Here is a 16,786-nt window from a genome sequence, read left to right as displayed (position 1 = left end):
ACTGAACCAATCAGCACATGTGCCGTCCTGCCACCACACCCATTGACATGCCGATCATCGGTAAATTATTATCGTTTATCGATAACTATGTGATGCTTGAAGGAGGCACACTCATGAAACCGCATACCATCATTGCCCGCGTGGTTCTGGTGATCTTCGGCCTCGGCATTGTCTTAAGTTGGCTGCTGCTCTGGTCAGAAAGCGACTACAGCGCCGCCTACTGGCCGGAAATGGCACACCTGCAGTACCCGATCCTCGTCGGCTCGATCATCGCCACGCTTCCATTCCTCGCCATCCTGATCATCGCCTACCAGTTCCTATTGCTCGTTGAGCGCCGCACAGTCTTCACGCACCGGGCATTAACGCTGATTGGCCGCGCGCAGTGGGTGTGCATCGCCGCCACGATCTACTACGTGAGCGCGACCATCTGGTTCATGTGCGTCAGCCCGCTCCAGCACATCTCGATCCTTCTGATGGCGATCTTCATGGTGACGCTCAGCGCAGGCGGCACTGTTTTCTTCCTGGTCACCGGACACATTTTCCGCGCTGCGATTGCTGCGTGGGATGAGAATCAGCTGACGGTGTAGCCATGAGTATTCACGTCACGTTGGACCGCATCTTGCTGGAACGCCGCATCACGCTCACCGACCTGTCGAAACGCGTCGGCATCACATTGGCGAACCTGTCGAACCTGAAAACCGGCAAGGCCCGCGCCATCCGCTTTTCCACTCTGAACGCACTGTGCGAGGCGCTCGACTGTCAGGTGAGTGACGTGCTCGAATACTGCCCCGACACACCCGCCCCACCATCAGATTCCGACAATTCCTGACGCGGATGCCAGATCTGCGCGGGCCTGGCATCGACGCGAATCCCGCCTGCCATCACTCCCCGCTCGCCGCCGACAATGATTGACGAGGGCGACGCTGCCACATCACCATCTGCTGTGTGTGGCAGGACAACCGCCTGCCGTCCGCCGATGAGCATGCCGGTGGACAGCGCTTCAGCCGTCATGCCGTCTGCGCAGATCACCGTTGCCGAACGGGCAAGGATCCGGGCGGGCATGCCGCTGCGCGGGTCGATGACATGGTTGAAACGCTGCGCATGGTCGGGCGCCACGTCCACGAGCGCTCCTAGGTTGTCACCCGAAGTGGACAGTGACATGCGGTCAGGCAGTTCCACGTATCCAAGCCACGATGATTCACTGCTGCGCGGGTCGCGTATCCCCACGCGCCACGGTGTGCCGTCGGAGCGCCTTCCCAAGGCGGCAATGGAGGATGTTCCGATCGACACGAGCGCGGCACGGGCACCAAGTCGCGCACACAGATCCCGAGCCTGATCAGCACTGGCACCTTTCGCAATCGCGCCCAGGTCAATGCGTGCGCCGCCCTTCAGGCGTGCCCGCGATGCCGCCGGGTCAACGTCAAGCATCCCCGGTGAGCACAGTGGCAACACCTCGGCCAGCGCGTCGCTGCCCGGAGTGGTTGCGCTCTCCGTGCTCGTGGCAGCACCTGCGCCGGCGACAAGAGCTGCCAGCGCACCTGCCGGGTCCCACAGCTGACGCACCGGCTCAATCAGCGGGTTGAAACAGCCTGACGTGACGTCGATCAGGTCCTTGACGCGTGCCAGTAATGCGCACGTCGCCGGATCCACATCCACCCACTGTCCGCACGCAGTGTTCAACCGTGTCACATCGGAGTGCGCCGAAAAACGCGACCAGAGCCGCTCATGGCGTGCAACAAGTTCGCAGACAGCTTCCGTCATCTGCCTGGCGGAGCCGCCCTCGACAATGAGATCGACGCGCGTGCCCATCGCGGGAAAGGACATGCGCCACGATGAGTCGCGCAGATCAACAAGCAGCTCGGGGCCGGGTGAATCAGTTGGAGAACTCGTCGAGCTGGTCATCGTCGCTGAAGTCCAGGCCCGGCACGTCGATCTGGTCGGCCGCATCCTCCCCGGACTGGGTTTCCACTCCCTGAGCGGTCTGGATGGCTCGGATTGCCGCCTGCATGAACTGACTGTGCGCAACAGTGGCGCCTGAAATGACATCAACTTCGTTGGGGTCGTTCGTGGCCGTCAGCTCGTCGGAATACTTGTTGAACGCCTCCACCGCTTTCTGGGCGCGCTTATAGTAATCCTTGTTGCCCACTTCACCGGCGCTGGTCGTCCCGTAGTTCTGGTCCTTGAGCTCGCCGTCCTTCATGCGGGTTTCATAAGAGGTGGAGGTGATCTTGCCCCCTTCCACCGTGATATGAACAGTGCCGATGGCTCCCTGTTCGTCAGGATTGGATTCCCCGGTGTACTCTCCGTCATTCATGGGAAGTGACATGTCCACCGGTGGGATCGACGGGCCGCACGCGCTCAGAATCATCATGCCGAGCCCGCCGAGCGACCCCATGGTGACAAGTCGTGAAAACTGTGAAGACGTCATGTTAGTCATCTGCGATTCATCTCATTGCTGACAGTGTTCGGGCGCCTCAGGACGCATCGTCACGGGGTTCAGGGGTTGGAACCTTTTCTTTCACGTCGCGACCCGTTGCCAGGTTCCCCGACGCCGCGCCTGCAGCTTCCGCATTGTCCCGGTCGTGGTCGTGCCACGTTTCCCTGGCGACTTTACCGTGATCCAGGCGGATTTCCCGCTGGCCACACGAAGCGACGAGGGCGTCGTGAGTCACCACGATCAGCGTGGTTCCATCGGCATGAAGCTGACGGAAAATATCCAGCACGATCTGTTCATTGTGCTCATCGAGGTTACCGGTCGGCTCATCAGCCAGCACCAGTTTCGGGTAGTTGATCAGGGCCCTGGCCACGCACACGCGCTGCTGCTCGCCGCCGGACAGCTGTCGCGGCAGGTGGGTGGCGCGATCGGCCAGTCCCACCCGGTCCAGTGCCGCCAGCGCTTCCTTTTCGTTGGGCACCGAGTGGTAGTACTGGGCGACCATGACATTTTCGAGGGCGGTCAGGTGCGGAATCAGGTGGAACTGCTGGAAAATCAGGCCGATGGTCTGGCAGCGCACGGTCGTCAGTTCGGAGGCGGTCAGCTCGGAAATGTCGCGCCCGTCGAGCGTCACGGTGCCTTTGGTGGGGCGGTCCATGCATCCCACGATGTTCATCATCGTGGTCTTGCCTGACCCGGACGGGCCCACAATCGACAGCCACTGCCCTGTCGGCACGCTCAGCGACACGTCATCCAGTGCGTGCAGGTCGCCGTAGATTTTCGAGACGTGCTCAAGTCTGAGCAGGTCGTCCTTCACCTGTGATGTCATTGTTTCTCCTTATTCTCCGCGCAGCACCAGTGCAGGGTCAACGTCGAGGGCGCGACGCACTGGAATCAGACATGCCAGCGTCGCGATGATCACTGATGCGAGCACAGTAACCACTCCCATCAGCGGGTGGAATGCGATTGTCCGGTGGAAGACGTTCAGACAGATCACGATCGCCAGAAGGTAGCCGAGCACCGCGCCGATCGCACCGCCCAGAATGCCGAGCATGATGCCTTCACCAAGAAATTCACGCACGATTGATTTCGAGTGAGCTCCCAGAGCTTTGCGCAGGCCGATTTCATTGCGTCGTTCCGCAACCACAGCCATCATCGTGGTGGACACGCCGATCATCGTCAAAGCCAGCACGATGATCGTGATCATTCCCATCAGCGAGCGCAGCATCGTCAGGACGCCCTCGTCAGAATGGGTCAGTCGGGTCACTGTCGAGGCCTTCACGCCGTCGACTGCGTCATTGATTTGCTTGGCGAGGGCGGAGACGGCTTCCGCCTGCCCGGCAACCGAATATTCAGATACGCCGTAGCTTGTGTCCTTGCCGGTCAGCTGCGACATGTCGGCGGTGCTCATGAACAGGAAGCCGTCTTCTGATCCACCTGTTTCAAGGATTCCGGACACTGTCAGTGAGATGTCGCGTGTGTCGACCGGATCGGGCGCCTGCCCCTTGCCGTTGCCTGGGGCGACCGGAGCGGTCGGCTTGTTCTGCGTCAGCTGTTCGATCGCGTCCTTCTTTGTGGTCGGCGCACCGGACTGAGCGCTTTGCGGCTGGTCTCCAACGTAGATTCCGTCCACGTTCTTCGACGGGTCGTATCCGGGCATCTCGCTGTTCTTCATGATCGTGCCGTCGGGCATCATGTGGGAGCCTTCGGGGATCTCAGGGGCCCCGCTCATCGCTGTGGTGCCCGGAGCGGTCGATGCGTCCTGCCCGCCGGACTGGGGGGCAGCCGAGGAGGCGCCTTCGGCGAGCTGCGACACGGTGATCGAGTCGCCCACTTTGGCATCAATGGTGGAGGCGATTTCACGGCCGATGAGCACCTGCCCGTCGGCTGAGGGCCATTCACCTTCGATGTACCAGTACGGGTTGATTGCCTTGACAGCATCAATGTCGGTTCCTGCCGCCACGTACGGCTGGTCGTTGATGGACACCGGCTGGTAGTCGAAAGCAGCTGAGCCAACGAGCGTTGAATCCGACGATTTCACCACTTCGTCAATGCGGTTGATGGTCTGGTCAGTCAGGTTGTCGTTCTTCTCGGAGGGGACGACCACGAGGTTCGCGCCGTACAGGCGCATTTCCTGCGCCATCTGGCTGGGCACGTCAATGGCGATGGCAGCCAGTCCCGACAGGGTCGTGGCGCCGATGGCAACAGCAAGAACTGCGATCAGCACGCGGGATCGACGACGCAGGATCGAGGATGTGACCATGCGCCAGTACATTTTTCTCTTATTCACCGACTATCACCTTCCGTGAAGCACTTCTGCCGGCCGCAGCCCCAGCAGGAAGCGTATGGCAGGAATCGAGCCTGCCAGCACCACGATCGTCACAAGCACTGCAACGATTCCGGCCACTACGGGCGCAACTGCGATGGAGGAGGAAAAGACGGTTCGGCCGATGATCTGGGCGAATCCGATGCCGGCGAAGTATCCGGCGACGCCGCCCACCAGGCCGACGATCGTGATTTCTGCCAGCAGCATGCGCACAACGGCGTTGTCTTTCGCTCCCACTGCTTTGAGCAAGCCGATTTCGGGAGCCCGTTCCATCACGTTGGCAGTCACCAGGTTCGCGATCGCCAGTGCCGATCCGGCCAGTGACAGAACCGTCACCAGCAGCATCAGCATCTGGGTCTTCTCCATGATGATGCCTTCAGATTCTGAGACCTGACGCACCGGCCGCGCCACGGCATCTGTCATGGCTTCTTCGATCTGGTAGGCAATGGAGGACACGTAGGCGGTGCAGTACCAGGTTTCCCTCTCAGTCAGCGACAGGGATGCAGGGTTCTTGGCGGCTTTTCGTGCCAGGTCGTTGTCAGGGGTGGTCAGAGCCGACACTTCAACAGATCCGACGGCGCCGGGCTTGTCCAGGAATGTCTGAGCCAGATGCAGGGGCGCGTAAATCTGGGAGTCTTCATCTCCATCTGAGGTGAAGATACCGGAAATGGTGACGTCCTGGCTGTGTCCGCGTGCTGACAGCGGGATTGTCTGCCCGACGCTCCATCCTTGAGTCTGCGCCAGTTTCGAGCCGACGATGACGGAGTTGTCGTCTCCGTCCTGGGGCCACGCGCCGTCCATTGTCCACCATCCACGCAGGTTGGTCAGGCCGGTTGTCACCGTGTCGCCTGTGGGGAGTTTGAGATCGTGACTGAACCATGTGCCGGTCAGTTCAATGCTGTCATCGGTGGATGACTGGCCGGTTGTTGTCACCGGTACGGACAGCAGCGGCGAAAAGTCAACGATGTTGTAGGTCCAGAAGATGGTCTTGATGTTGCCGAGCTCGTCTTCCTGAAGGAATGCTTCCTGTTCAACCGGAGTGTCAAACTGATACAGATCCTGGACCACGGCCGCGCCTTTGGGGCGCACCACAATGTTGGCGCCGTAGTTTTTCAGCTCCTGGTTGATCTTGTCGCCCACGTCGAACATGACTGACAGCATGGATGTCGCAACCGACGCGCCGAGCGCGACAGTCAAGGCAATCATGAGGTGGCGGCCACGCTGACGGAACAGTGCTCCTTTGAGCATTCTCAGAAACATGTTGTCACATCCTGACTTCGTTCACCGTGATGTCGAATTATGTGCACGCAATGGGGCGCTGAACAGCAGATCATGCGAAGACGCTCGCTGCAGCTTCAAGTTGGGCGATGGGCACCGACAGCGTGCCGTTCGACACTTCATAGTCAATCGGGATCGGGTTGCATCCACCCTTGAATCCGATCGTGGCGATGTTCATGGCCACTTCGCACAGCTTGCAGATGACTTTGCCGTCTTTTTCGTAATACCCGGTCGGGCCGCAGATCTCGCACGCATCCAGGCCCACCCCGAAGGAGGATCCGGCTTTCTGGATGACGATGAAACGCACTTCAATGCCTGTTGACGTGGTGTAGGCGAATCGGTGCAAATGCCCATCTGAGACTTTATCGAGCTGCACGACTGCCTGGTCACCTGACACTTCAAACGGTTCAGGTTGGGACAGTTCAACGGTTGCCGAACTGATTGCAGCCCCAATAGTCAGCACGGCACCTGCTGCCGCACATGCCAAGAGGGAGCCGGCAGACAGGCGGCGCCACGACTTTGCTTCAGCCAGGCGGAGGCGACGCACAGCAGGGTTCGGACCGTCCTTGGGCAACGATCGCGACCGGATCCACACCAGGATTGAGGCCACTGCGACCAGTGCGGTGGCCACCAGGGTGATGGCATCTTCGTGGTTGATGGTCCACGCGATGGATTCGAAGATCGCGCCGGGCAGGTGAATGATCCGCTTGGCCTGCAGGATGCGGACGATAAGGATCACGTGTGTCAGTGTCAGGATACCGACACCCACTGTTGACATGATCGGTGCCAGCAGGGCACCGCGTTCGCACAGTTTGCGCACACCCACGGCCAGCAGGGCGACCAGGGCGACGCCGATGAGGTATCCGACGATGTTCTTGACGGTGTCGGTGGACACCAGGGACGTGTTGGGAGAGACGAAGGTTCGGATCTGAAGGAGCGCGGTGGGGGCCACCCGGAAGGTCGCCATGGCTGCATATGCTGCAGCAACCCACAGCGCTGCGCGGCGCTGCGTTGAGCTTGCCTCAACGCCTTTTCGAGCACGACCCCGTACCCGCCACACCATCACGAGGGTCACAGCGGCCAGGATGACTGTGGGAATCAGCGCCCAGAACGTGATGTCCTGGCGGTTGATCTGACGCGGAATCAGCAGGTGCACGATGGTCAGTACACCGCCGAGGGCGACTCCCGCAAGCGCACCCCAGATAATGGAGCGGTATCCAGGTTTGCGGCCTTTTTGGCCTCCCCCCATGCTGGGTACTGCCGCGCTGAGAGCACCAAGGGCGAGTGCCAGCAAGAGAGTGGTGGAGACTATTTCAACAATCTGCTGAATCATCAATCAACCTTTCATTGACGCACCAAGCTGGGGCCGGGTGCGCAAGCACCCTGCCCCAGCTCATACGTTTAACAAATGGTGCAGGTCAGGCTCACCATTCGACAGCGGTTGGATCCCACTGGAAGTTCTTGAACGTTGCAACCAGCGGCTCAGTCCAGTAGCGGCCGGTCACACCAGTGGTCTTGTCGACGTGCAGCATCCAGCCGTCCTTTTCAGGAGACTCGATGGTGATTTCAACGTCGTAGGTGCCTGCATCCAGCTTGGGCAGGTTCAGGCCGTAGTGCGGGCCGTCGTTGGCAACCATCGGCATGAAGGCGCCTTCCTGCACGACATCCTTGGTGCCTGCCTTGTACAGCTTGTAGGTCACGGTCAGGCCGGGGATGAAGTCGCCGACGCCGTAGCCCAGGTCGTTTTCACCAGCTGCAATGTCAGCTTCGAGGTGCATGGATGATTCCTCTTTGGGAACACCCATCTGAGGCTCCATGTCAACGGGCTGGAAGTAGACGCCGCCGACCTTCACGCGGTCGTTGTCCAGGTAAATGTCATCGCCGAGCGGGTTTTCCTGGAAGCCTGCGTCTTCACCTGGGGCAGCCGCTGCGTCGCCACCAGCGCTTTCAGCAGCGTCGCCTGCAGCGGACTGAGTGGTGGAGTTGTCAGAGGCGCCGCTCTCATTGGTTGATCCCTGCTGTGAGCAGGCACCGAGCGTACCGGCAACAACGAGTGCAGTCAGAGCAGCACCGACTTGACGTAAACGAATTTTCATTGAACTGTCTCCGTTTTATCTTCAGATGGGGTGGCATTATCGGCTGCAGCCTGCGCCCGATTACGTCGGGAGCCCCAAACGAACAGGCCGATAATGATCAGGAGAACGAGACCTTGAGCAGCCAGGTTCTCGACTCTGGGATAGATTCCCAGAAGATCTATGGTGGGCGCCCCGTTGATTGGTGTCAGCGGGAACACGTCAGCTTCCTGTAGCTCCTTGATACCGGAGCCGGTGAATGTGATCGCCATGATCGCCAGCAGAATCGATGTGACGATGAAGAATGGTCGCAGCGGGATTCTGACAGCCAGCAGTCGGATCATCAGGTAGACGATAACCAGGCACACAGCGCCTACGCCCAGACCGACCCACACGTAATGCACCTGGTTGCCAGCTTGGGCGATGACAGGAAGGTAGAACAGGATTGTTTCTGCGCCTTCACGGAAAACCGCGAGGAATGCGATGAAGGCCAGTGAGAACAGGGAGCCCTGCGACAAGGAGCGCTCCGTCTTCGACTTGATGAACCGATCCCAGGCCGCCTGGCTTGACTTGCCGATCATCCAGTTGGACACCCAGATGAGCATGGCCACAGCCAGCAGTGCTGTGAGGCCTTCGATGAGTTCTTGGTTATGTCCGGCAAGTGCCGTGATGTTGCTCAGCAGCACAGCCAGCACAATGGAGCACACGATGGCGACTCCGGTGCCGGCCCACACGACTTTGGTCTTGTCACCGTGGCCCGCTTTGATCAGGTAGGCGATGACAGCGCCGACAACAAGGATTGCCTCGAAGCCTTCACGCAAGATGATGAGGAAGGCGGGCAGGAATGCGGACAGCCACGGGCTGCTTTCGGTCGCACCTGTTCCTTCGTACCCATCGAGGGTGTTGGCATCTTCACGAATGTAGTTCTTCAGCGTGGTGGCGTGCTGGTCGACAACGTCAGCATTGCCATCGTTCATCGCCTTTTTCAGCAGCGAGAATTCCATCTCCACTGTCGACACGCGAGTGCCGGAGATACGCGCCATGACCTGCTTTTCAAATCCGAGAGTTTCGTATCGCTGGTAGTACGCCACGTTCACGGTGTCCTTGCCAGCTTCAATGTCACCGTTCTTGAAGTGGTCCACGGCCTCATCGAGGATGCCGTTCATTTCCTTGGCGACCTGGCCCCACGGTCCGGGGCTGTATGACTCGCCGTCGGCTGAGCCGCCGTCAAGGGTTGCCGCGTCTTCAACCAGCATGGTCTTGAGGGTGTCGGCGTGCTGAGTCACTCCCGCATCGTCACCGTCACTCATGGCTTTCTTCAGCAGCGAGAATTCCATCTCCACTGTCGACACGCGTGCACCGGAGATACGCGCCATGACCTGCTTTTCAAAGCCAAGCGTCTCATAGCGCTGGTAGTACGCCACATTGACGGTGTCTTTACCGCCTTTTGCGTCGCCTCCCTGGTATTTCTCCACTGCGTCGTCCAGAATCGAGCCCATCTCTTTGGCCACGGAGCTCCATGAGTCGTGTGCCGGTTGTTCTGCTGAGATGAGTGTGGATGCTGGGGCTGGTTGCGCATGAGCGGGCAGTGCCAGCATTGCCATAAGGATTGCCATTAACGCTACGACGCATGCCACACCGACTAGGCGCTGTGGCTCAATGCGATGCTCGAGTCGAGCTGTGCTCACGATGTGAGCCTCCCTTATTTCGTAAGTTAAGCTTCCGACCGCTGGCGACAAGACCAATCGACGTGCCTGACTTTTCTTCTTTGCTGCTCAACGCAGTATAACTTAGGTGCCACTAACTTTACTAGCATCGTGCTCAGTCTCATTGGTTCCGTTTTGGCAACAGAACAGCCATTTTTGCGACACTTCAGGATTTTTTGTCTTTTCGTCACACCGGCATGACTTCGCTCACCATTGAGCAGTCGAAGCACATCGACGAGGGCGCCCGCTGGCCCCGCCCCCGGCCATGTCACTCCAGGACAAGGAGCGCACCATGCCCTGGATTCAGCCTTCACACGTGCACAACTCACTAAATCTTCTGCGCCCACATACACGACTTACTTAATCCTCTGCGTACACATGCACAACTCACTAAAAAGTCTCCAATTTTTGCACAATCCCCTTGATCAACAGTGGATAGGGACGCCCTCGATAATCCAAATACCCCGTGACCTGCGTGTTTGAAAATCGGCCGAAATGGCGAGGCGTTAAATTTAGTGAGTCGTGCAGGCCAAAGGGCCAATTTTGGTGAGTCGTGCAGGCCAAAGGGCCAATTTTAGTGAGTCGTGCATCTGGGGCGCTTAGTTTTAGTAAGTCGTGCACCCCGGCGGCCCGCCACACCACCGGCCCGCCACACCGCCACGCGAAAACGCGAAGGGCTGTACCCGGCAGTGATACCAGGTACAGCCCTTGCAGCTGATGCACCGACAGACAGCTCATCGACGCGGCCGACGCGGCCGGCGTGACGGCGCTGCCTGAACAGGTGCGGCGCGGATCAGTTCTCTTCGGAGGCCACCGCGGCGCGGCCTGCTTCCAGACGCGCAACGGGGACGCGGAACGGGGAGCACGACACGTAGTTCAAGCCCACTTTCGAGAAGAAGTGGATGGAGGCCGGGTCGCCGCCATGCTCGCCACACACGCCGAGCTTGATTTCCGGCTTGGTGGAACGGGCACGCTCAACGCCTTCACGCACCAGGGCACCCACACCGTGCTGGTCGATTGTCTCGAACGGAGAGACGCCGAAGATGCCGGCATCGATGTACTCGGGGAAGAACACGCCTTCCACGTCATCGCGCGAGAAGCCCCAGGCGGTCTGGGTCAGGTCGTTCGTGCCGAATGAGAAGAAGTCGGCTGCGTGTGCCAGATCCTCAGCGGTCATGGCTGCGCGAGGCAGCTCAATCATGGCGCCGATTGTCACACCCGACAGGTCAACGTTCTTGTCCTTGGACACCGCTGCGATAATCTCTTCAGCCGATTCGCGGATCAGCTGAAGTTCACGCTCGGATGCGACCAGCGGAACCATGACCTCCGGATGCGGGTGCAGCCCGCGTGCAACAAGTTCGGCGGCAGCTTCGCACAGTGCGCGGATCTGCAATTCGAACAGGCCTGGCAGGTAAATGCCCAGGCGGACGCCACGCAGACCCAGCATCGGGTTGTCCTCATGCATACGGCGCACGGTGGCCAGCATCTTCTCATCAGCTGGATCAACCGTCTCGCCCTTGGCCTTGGCCACGGCAAACTTGATTTCCATGCTGGTCAAATCCGGCAGGAACTCATGCAGCGGCGGGTCAATCAGACGCACCGTCATCGACTTGTCATCCATAACCTCGAGCATCTCGAGGAAGTCCTGCTTCTGCAGTTTCTCCAGCTCATCGAACGCATCCTGACGATCCTTCGATCCGGCTTCAGACAGGATGGCGCGCTCAACCAGCGGGCGACGATCACCCAGGAACATATGCTCGGTGCGGCACAAGCCGATACCTTCCGCTCCGAACTCGAGCGCGCGACGTGAGTCTTCAGGAGTATCCGCATTGGCGCGCACATGCAGGCGACGTACCTCGTCAGCGTGCACCAGAATTCGGTCAACAGCTGCAATCAGCTCACGCATATCCGCATCATCGCCAGCAACCTCCAGGCCCGCCTCCAGTCCGTGCGACAGATAGGTCGTCACAGGTGAATCCGAAACCGGAACGTCACCAAGGAAAATTTCACCGGTGGATCCGTCGATGCCGATCGTGTCTTCAGAGGTGAGAACATGACCATCCACCTTGACGGTTCCGGCGGCGGCATCAATATCCAGCGCGTCAGCGCCCACCACAGCGGTCTTGCCCATGCCACGTGCCACAACAGCTGCGTGAGAGGTCTTGCCACCACGGGCGGTCAGGACACCCTCGGCAGCAACCATACCGGGAAGGTCATCAGGGTTCGTCTCACGACGAACCAGCACACACTTCACTCCATCGCGGGCCGCAGCTTCAGCCTGAGCGTTGTCAAAGACAATCTTTCCGACTGCCGCACCGGGAGATGCAGGCATGCCGCGGGCGATCAGTTCCTTCTGTGCGCTCGCATCAAACTGCGGGAACATCAACTGAGTGAGCTGGTCACCGGTAACGCGGCCGAGGGCTTCGTCGCGGGTAATCATCTTCTCGTCAACCAGCTGGGTGGCAACACGGAAGGCGGCGGCGGCAGTGCGCTTGCCAACGCGGGTCTGCAGCATCCACAGCTTGCCGCGCTCGATGGTGAACTCAATGTCACACAGGTCGCGGTAGTGAGTTTCAAGCTTGCGCATGATGGCACGCAGTTCCTGGTACGACTTGGGATCGCGCTCTTCCAGGGCTGACAGCTGCAGAGTGTTACGAATGCCGGCCACGACGTCTTCGCCCTGAGCGTTCGGCAGGTAGTCGCCGTACACGCCTGAGTGTCCGGTGGAAGGGTCGCGGGTGAAGCACACGCCCGTACCGGAGGTGTCACCCATGTTGCCGAACACCATGGTGCAGATGTTGACGGCGGTGCCCAGATCATCCGGAATGCGCTCGCGACGACGGTAGATGCGTGCACGCTCCGTGTTCCATGAACGGAAAACAGCCTCGGTGGCCATGTCCATCTGAGTGCGAGGGTCCTGTGGGAAGTCTTCGCCGGTGGCGTCACGCACGATCTTCTTGAATGTGTCAACCAGCGTGCGCATGTCCTCTGCGGTCAGGTCAACGTCGGCCTCAACGCCGCGTTCCTTCTTCAGTGAATCCAACGCGTCGGAGAACAGATCACCATCGATGTCCAGCACCGTCTTGCCGAACATCTGGATCAGGCGGCGGTAGGAGTCCCATGCGAAACGCTCTGATCCGGAAACTTTCGTCAGGCCTTCGACTGATTCATCGTTCAAGCCAATGTTCAGTACTGTTTCCATCATGCCGGGCATGGAGAATTTCGCGCCTGACCGGACCGAGACGAGCAGCGGGTCATCGCCTGCTCCGAGTTGGCGGCCCATGGTGTCTTCAACGCTGCGCAGTGCTGCGGTCACCTCGGTCTCGAGGGTGTCTGGCACGCTTCCATCTTTCAGGTAAGCCCGGCAGGCTTCGGTGGAAATCGTGAATCCAGGCGGAACAGGCAAACCCAGTCGCGTCATCTCAGCGAGGTTTGCGCCCTTACCCCCGAGCAAATCCTTCATGGACTTGTTGCCCTCGGAGAAATCGTAAACATACTTGACCATCGAGGTCCTCATCTCTCGTTTCTCTCGTGACGCACCCGTCCTCGGGCGCCTTCGTGCCAACTCTACCAAAACTGGGACCTTGGTCACCGCGCGCAGGCCTTGAAAGCGCTGAAAGCTTCCACAATTCGCCAGAAGAATAATTCCGTCCGCTCACCGCCTCGCCCACCGGCTCCTCATTGGCGAGGGCGACCGCGCATCTGCGAAGGGGCTGCCAGGGCGAAAGTGGACGAATGCTCGGGTGCCTCAGGGAGATCTCAGGGCTTTCCCCGATAGCGCTCAATGCCTGTTATCAGGTGGAATGGTTCCATGAATGAACAGGTCACAACGGGTTACTCTCGCAGGGTTTTCAGCCGAGACACTCAGCATCGTTTTCTCGGAGGTGTATGCGCTGGTATCGCCCGATACCTTGGTTGGGATCTGATCCTTGTGCGCCTGCTGTTTATCGCAACGCTGCCGCTTCCGGGGTCAGGCATCATGCTCTACCTCATATTGTGGTTCGTCATGCCTGCCGATGATGAGGGCGTCGCTTACCCGAGTGACATTCCTGTCACTGCCGATGCTCCCCACTAGAGCCATCACTGTTGACTGTGGGGCGAGTTGATGGTGATCGACCGTTCTCCAGCACGAAGTGTTGCGCCAATTGGGACAGCCTGACGATTTCCTCGCTCCAGTTCAAACACTGAACCGTCAGGTAACGTGACCGACGTGCCGTTCGCAGAAAAAGCATCCTCCACCCACACTCCGCCGGGAGCAGGACCCAAGCGCAGATGAGTGCGAGACAGTGAGCGTGTTGAGTCCTCGACAGTGACAGCACGTTCACTCGGTGACATCGTGACAGGTGCGCGTCCAATGACTGTCGTACCAATCACTGCTTCTTTCTCACCTGAATCGAATACCAGCCATATTTCAGCGTTCTTCTGATCATGCTGCGTGTTAGGCTTCGGCGTGCCGGCTCGATCCGGCTGCTCCTCCGGTGCAGGTGCAGGTGCAGAAGTGTCGTCACTATTCTCTGGCTTCTCGACTCCGGCGGCAGACTGGCTAGCCAGCGGAACTGCAGCCGAATTTGAAGCAATCGGCTCCGGATGAGCCACGTCAGGAGCAGGTTGCGCTGGCGCTGCTGGTGGAACGATAACGGAGAAGCCATCGGGCTGGGCTGGCTGGGCCGGTGTCACCTCAGGCTGTGCCAGTGGGTCGGGTGCTTCCTGGGGATGAGCCTGGCGCGGAGCCAACGACGGTTCGGGCTGTGACGGAACGGCAAAGGATCCCGCACCTGTCGGTTTCAGCCCGGGAGATGACAGGCTCGGCATCCACATGCCAAACGAGCGCTGGCTCTGCTGTGAACCAGCCTGCTCCTGTGGTTGCGGCTGAGGTGCCGGTGGCATCGACGGTCCGGGGACTCGCGCGTCACCCTCGTCCATCGGGTGCGACGAGGGCGAGGCTGGCCCAGTCCAACCGGTGTTCTCCGATGTCAGTGTGTGAGTAGTCTGCCGGCCATAGGCGTCGGGGGCCGTTGTCGGGCGCCTGAGCGGTGAGCGCAAATCAAGTGTCGCCGTACCCGCGAGCGAATCAACCCAATCGCGGCCATCTTTGCCCAGCCACACCACGATCACAGGCCCGATAACCGTGACGTGCAGTAAACCGATGATGGCGCTGCGAATTCCCTGACGTTTAAGTCCCGGTGCGTGATCCGTACCCGCTGCGACCGCGACGGTACGTGTGGCCAGTGCTCCCAAGGTGCGTCCGGTACGGGCGCGCACAAGCGTCAGAACCAAGAACAGTTCCAGCACGATAGTGCCGACGAAGATAAGAGACGGTCGGATGAACCAGGCAAGCGCTGCACATGCCCAGATTGCCAGCAGGTCGATCATGTACGAGCCGACCCGCAGGTTTCGCGACGCCGGGTTACCACTGGAGGTGGGGGCGCTTCTTTGCGAGGAGGGACGTGATTGCGTTCCGCGCGGTATCTGCGCGCGCATCGGACTTTGAGCTGGTGCAGTGGAAGGAATAGACGTCATAGTTACGATGCCACCTGTCGAATCACGTCAAATAAACCGGTAGAGAATACGGCGCACGGCAAGATGAACACCAGTGAAATTGACTGGGCAATGTCTCCGACCCGGCCGAGGAAAGCGGCGCCCTCGTCACGGCGTGAGACCAGCATGGCCGCACATACCACTGCGATGCCGCTGATTGCCAGCATCCCGCCAACGCCAAGAGGTCCTGCCACCTGCTGCCCCGTCGGGGACATGATGAGCGCGCCCGCCAGAGCCGTTGCGCATACGCGCGGGCCGATGCGAAATGCCTTCGAACGCGTATTGCGGGGCGTAAGTGAGAGGGCAAGAATTGCGCACACAACCGTCGCAGTGCCGACGCGTCCGTGCCACGAGGTCAGGTCAACTCGACTCGCCACCATCGGAATCGTGACACAAACCGCCACACAACAGATGATGACCAGCGTATCCAGAATCCCGGATGCCTCCCGCACGGTGCGCTCCACACGCGCATGCGTGATCCGCGAGGGTGATGCCACTTTCGCTTGACGCACCGCAGGCGCTGACGTGGTGACCAGTGGGAGGTCCAGGAGCTGCGTTTCAGGAATCCGCACCGCTGTCTGAGGCACAATCGCCAGGGCCAACACCAGCAACGCCAAGCCGATCGGCATGATCGTGGACCACGGAATCTGGAACGCCGTGGTCATGGACAGCACAGCAGCTAACACACCGAAAGCAACAGCGCTGGCCGCCGCCGAAGGCAGGCGAGTCGTCAGCCAATACAGAAGCGATACTCCAAACGCAACCCAGCACAGCATCGGGGGCGCAAGAACGATGGAAACGGGGGCCTGCGGAGGAAGCAACGCCAGGGATGCCACGCCGATGAAGAAACTCAGCGCCAGGCAGGCTGCGGTTCCCGCGTGCAGACGCCCTCGGAAAATCAGGGGAAGAGTCAGGAGGATCGACACGATGCCGGCACCGATGCGCACGCCCTGTGGAATCATGGCCGACCGTGCCACCAGGGGGGCGATAATGCAGGCCGCTTCAAGCCCAACGACGGCAATCATGATGCCCACGATGCCCAGCAGTCTGTTGAACCAGGGGGCCTCGGCGTATTCACGGGCCCTGACTTGCGCCCGGTCGGACGCTAGTCCACTGGCGACCGACAGAATGGTGCCGGACGGAAGATCTCGTCCCAGCGCTTGAGAAGGGGACACCAACCTGCCGCTCGGCAGCGTGATGCGGACGTCGCCCGTCGACGTATCCACATTCATCATCGCAAGCAAGCCTGACACCGTCGTGCCGACAGGGACGGCGACATCTGACCGGGTACCAGCCTGCTCGATAGTGGCCTGCGCAACCGATGTCATAGGCTGTCCTGTCCTTCGAGCTGGTGAACCTCTCGTTCTATCCCCACAATCAAGATAATATGAGATGCGCATGTATTTCATGTCAAGACCACCATTTGAGGTGA

Annotated in this window: 14 protein-coding genes; 3 read left to right on the top strand and 11 right to left on the bottom strand. The window is 59.8% G+C overall.

From position 1 onward, the window contains the following. Positions 1-113: 113 nt before the first annotated feature. Together BN3002_RS10525 and BN3002_RS10845 are read left to right on the top strand one after the other, a co-directional pair. The gene (locus tag BN3002_RS10525) at positions 114-587 is read left to right on the top strand and encodes a DUF2975 domain-containing protein (protein ID WP_157843534.1); all 474 of its coding nucleotides are present in this window, start codon (positions 114-116) and stop codon (positions 585-587) included. 2 nt (positions 588-589) lie between these two features. Continuing rightward, entirely contained in the window at positions 590-829 is a 240-nt protein-coding gene (locus tag BN3002_RS10845; RefSeq protein WP_074026243.1) for a helix-turn-helix domain-containing protein, read from the top strand. Here the strand turns inward: BN3002_RS10845 and BN3002_RS10520 are convergent. The 9 genes from BN3002_RS10520 to ppdK all read right to left on the bottom strand — a co-directional run bounded on the left by BN3002_RS10520 (position 760) and on the right by ppdK (position 13,321). Continuing rightward, a complete protein-coding gene (locus BN3002_RS10520) occupies positions 760-1,902 on the bottom strand; it encodes an FAD:protein FMN transferase (RefSeq protein ID WP_058237792.1) in 1,143 nt (380 codons plus the stop codon). The two genes, BN3002_RS10845 and BN3002_RS10520, sit on opposite strands and share 70 nt — an antisense overlap. Beyond that, positions 1,874-2,437, bottom strand: coding sequence for an FMN-binding protein (locus tag BN3002_RS10515; protein ID WP_058237791.1), 564 nt, complete (start codon positions 2,435-2,437; stop codon positions 1,874-1,876). The genes BN3002_RS10520 and BN3002_RS10515 overlap by 29 nt, the downstream gene beginning before the upstream one ends. A gap of 37 nt (positions 2,438-2,474) precedes the next feature. Then, on the bottom strand, positions 2,475-3,263 hold the full coding sequence (locus tag BN3002_RS10510; protein ID WP_058237790.1) for an ABC transporter ATP-binding protein: 789 nt from the start codon (positions 3,261-3,263) through the stop codon (positions 2,475-2,477). 9 nt (positions 3,264-3,272) lie between these two features. Next, positions 3,273-4,709, bottom strand: coding sequence for an ABC transporter permease (locus BN3002_RS10505; RefSeq protein WP_074026242.1), 1,437 nt, complete (start codon positions 4,707-4,709; stop codon positions 3,273-3,275). A 21-nt stretch (positions 4,710-4,730) separates the two neighbouring features. Further along, on the bottom strand, positions 4,731-6,020 hold the full coding sequence (locus tag BN3002_RS10500; RefSeq protein ID WP_082628661.1) for an ABC transporter permease: 1,290 nt from the start codon (positions 6,018-6,020) through the stop codon (positions 4,731-4,733). A gap of 70 nt (positions 6,021-6,090) precedes the next feature. Continuing rightward, entirely contained in the window at positions 6,091-7,371 is a 1,281-nt protein-coding gene (locus BN3002_RS10495; RefSeq protein ID WP_058237787.1) for a Fe-S-containing protein, read from the bottom strand. A 91-nt stretch (positions 7,372-7,462) separates the two neighbouring features. Then, complete coding sequence (locus tag BN3002_RS10490) at positions 7,463-8,134, bottom strand: iron transporter (RefSeq protein ID WP_058237786.1); 672 nt, start codon at positions 8,132-8,134, stop codon at positions 7,463-7,465. Then, positions 8,131-9,798, bottom strand: a complete 1,668-nt coding sequence (locus tag BN3002_RS10485) for an FTR1 family iron permease (RefSeq protein WP_443592065.1) — start codon at positions 9,796-9,798, stop codon at positions 8,131-8,133. The genes BN3002_RS10490 and BN3002_RS10485 overlap by 4 nt, the downstream gene beginning before the upstream one ends. A gap of 811 nt (positions 9,799-10,609) precedes the next feature. Beyond that, positions 10,610-13,321 (bottom strand): pyruvate, phosphate dikinase, encoded by a 2,712-nt coding sequence (gene ppdK / locus BN3002_RS10480; protein ID WP_058237785.1) that lies wholly within the window; start codon positions 13,319-13,321, stop codon positions 10,610-10,612. A gap of 306 nt (positions 13,322-13,627) precedes the next feature. On the opposite strand from ppdK, the gene BN3002_RS10475 reads away from it, so the two are divergent. Continuing rightward, positions 13,628-13,891: a PspC domain-containing protein gene (locus BN3002_RS10475; RefSeq protein ID WP_058237784.1), complete on the top strand. Its 264-nt coding sequence runs from the start codon at positions 13,628-13,630 to the stop codon at positions 13,889-13,891. Positions 13,892-13,896: 5 nt separating this feature from the next. Here the strand turns inward: BN3002_RS10475 and BN3002_RS10470 are convergent, their stop codons facing one another. Beyond that, positions 13,897-15,336, bottom strand: coding sequence for an FHA domain-containing protein (locus BN3002_RS10470; RefSeq protein ID WP_154955741.1), 1,440 nt, complete (start codon positions 15,334-15,336; stop codon positions 13,897-13,899). A 2-nt stretch (positions 15,337-15,338) separates the two neighbouring features. Continuing rightward, a complete protein-coding gene (locus tag BN3002_RS10465) occupies positions 15,339-16,682 on the bottom strand; it encodes a hypothetical protein (protein ID WP_058237782.1) in 1,344 nt (447 codons plus the stop codon). Between the last annotated feature and the right edge of the window lie 104 nt (positions 16,683-16,786).

Origin of the sequence: Actinomyces ihuae, from assembly GCF_001457875.1 — a bacterium.
Classification (GTDB): Bacteria; Actinomycetota; Actinomycetes; order Actinomycetales; family Actinomycetaceae; genus Pauljensenia; species Pauljensenia radingae_A.
Note: the sequence above shows the minus strand (reverse complement) of the source record. Positions and strands in the feature narration are given on the sequence as shown.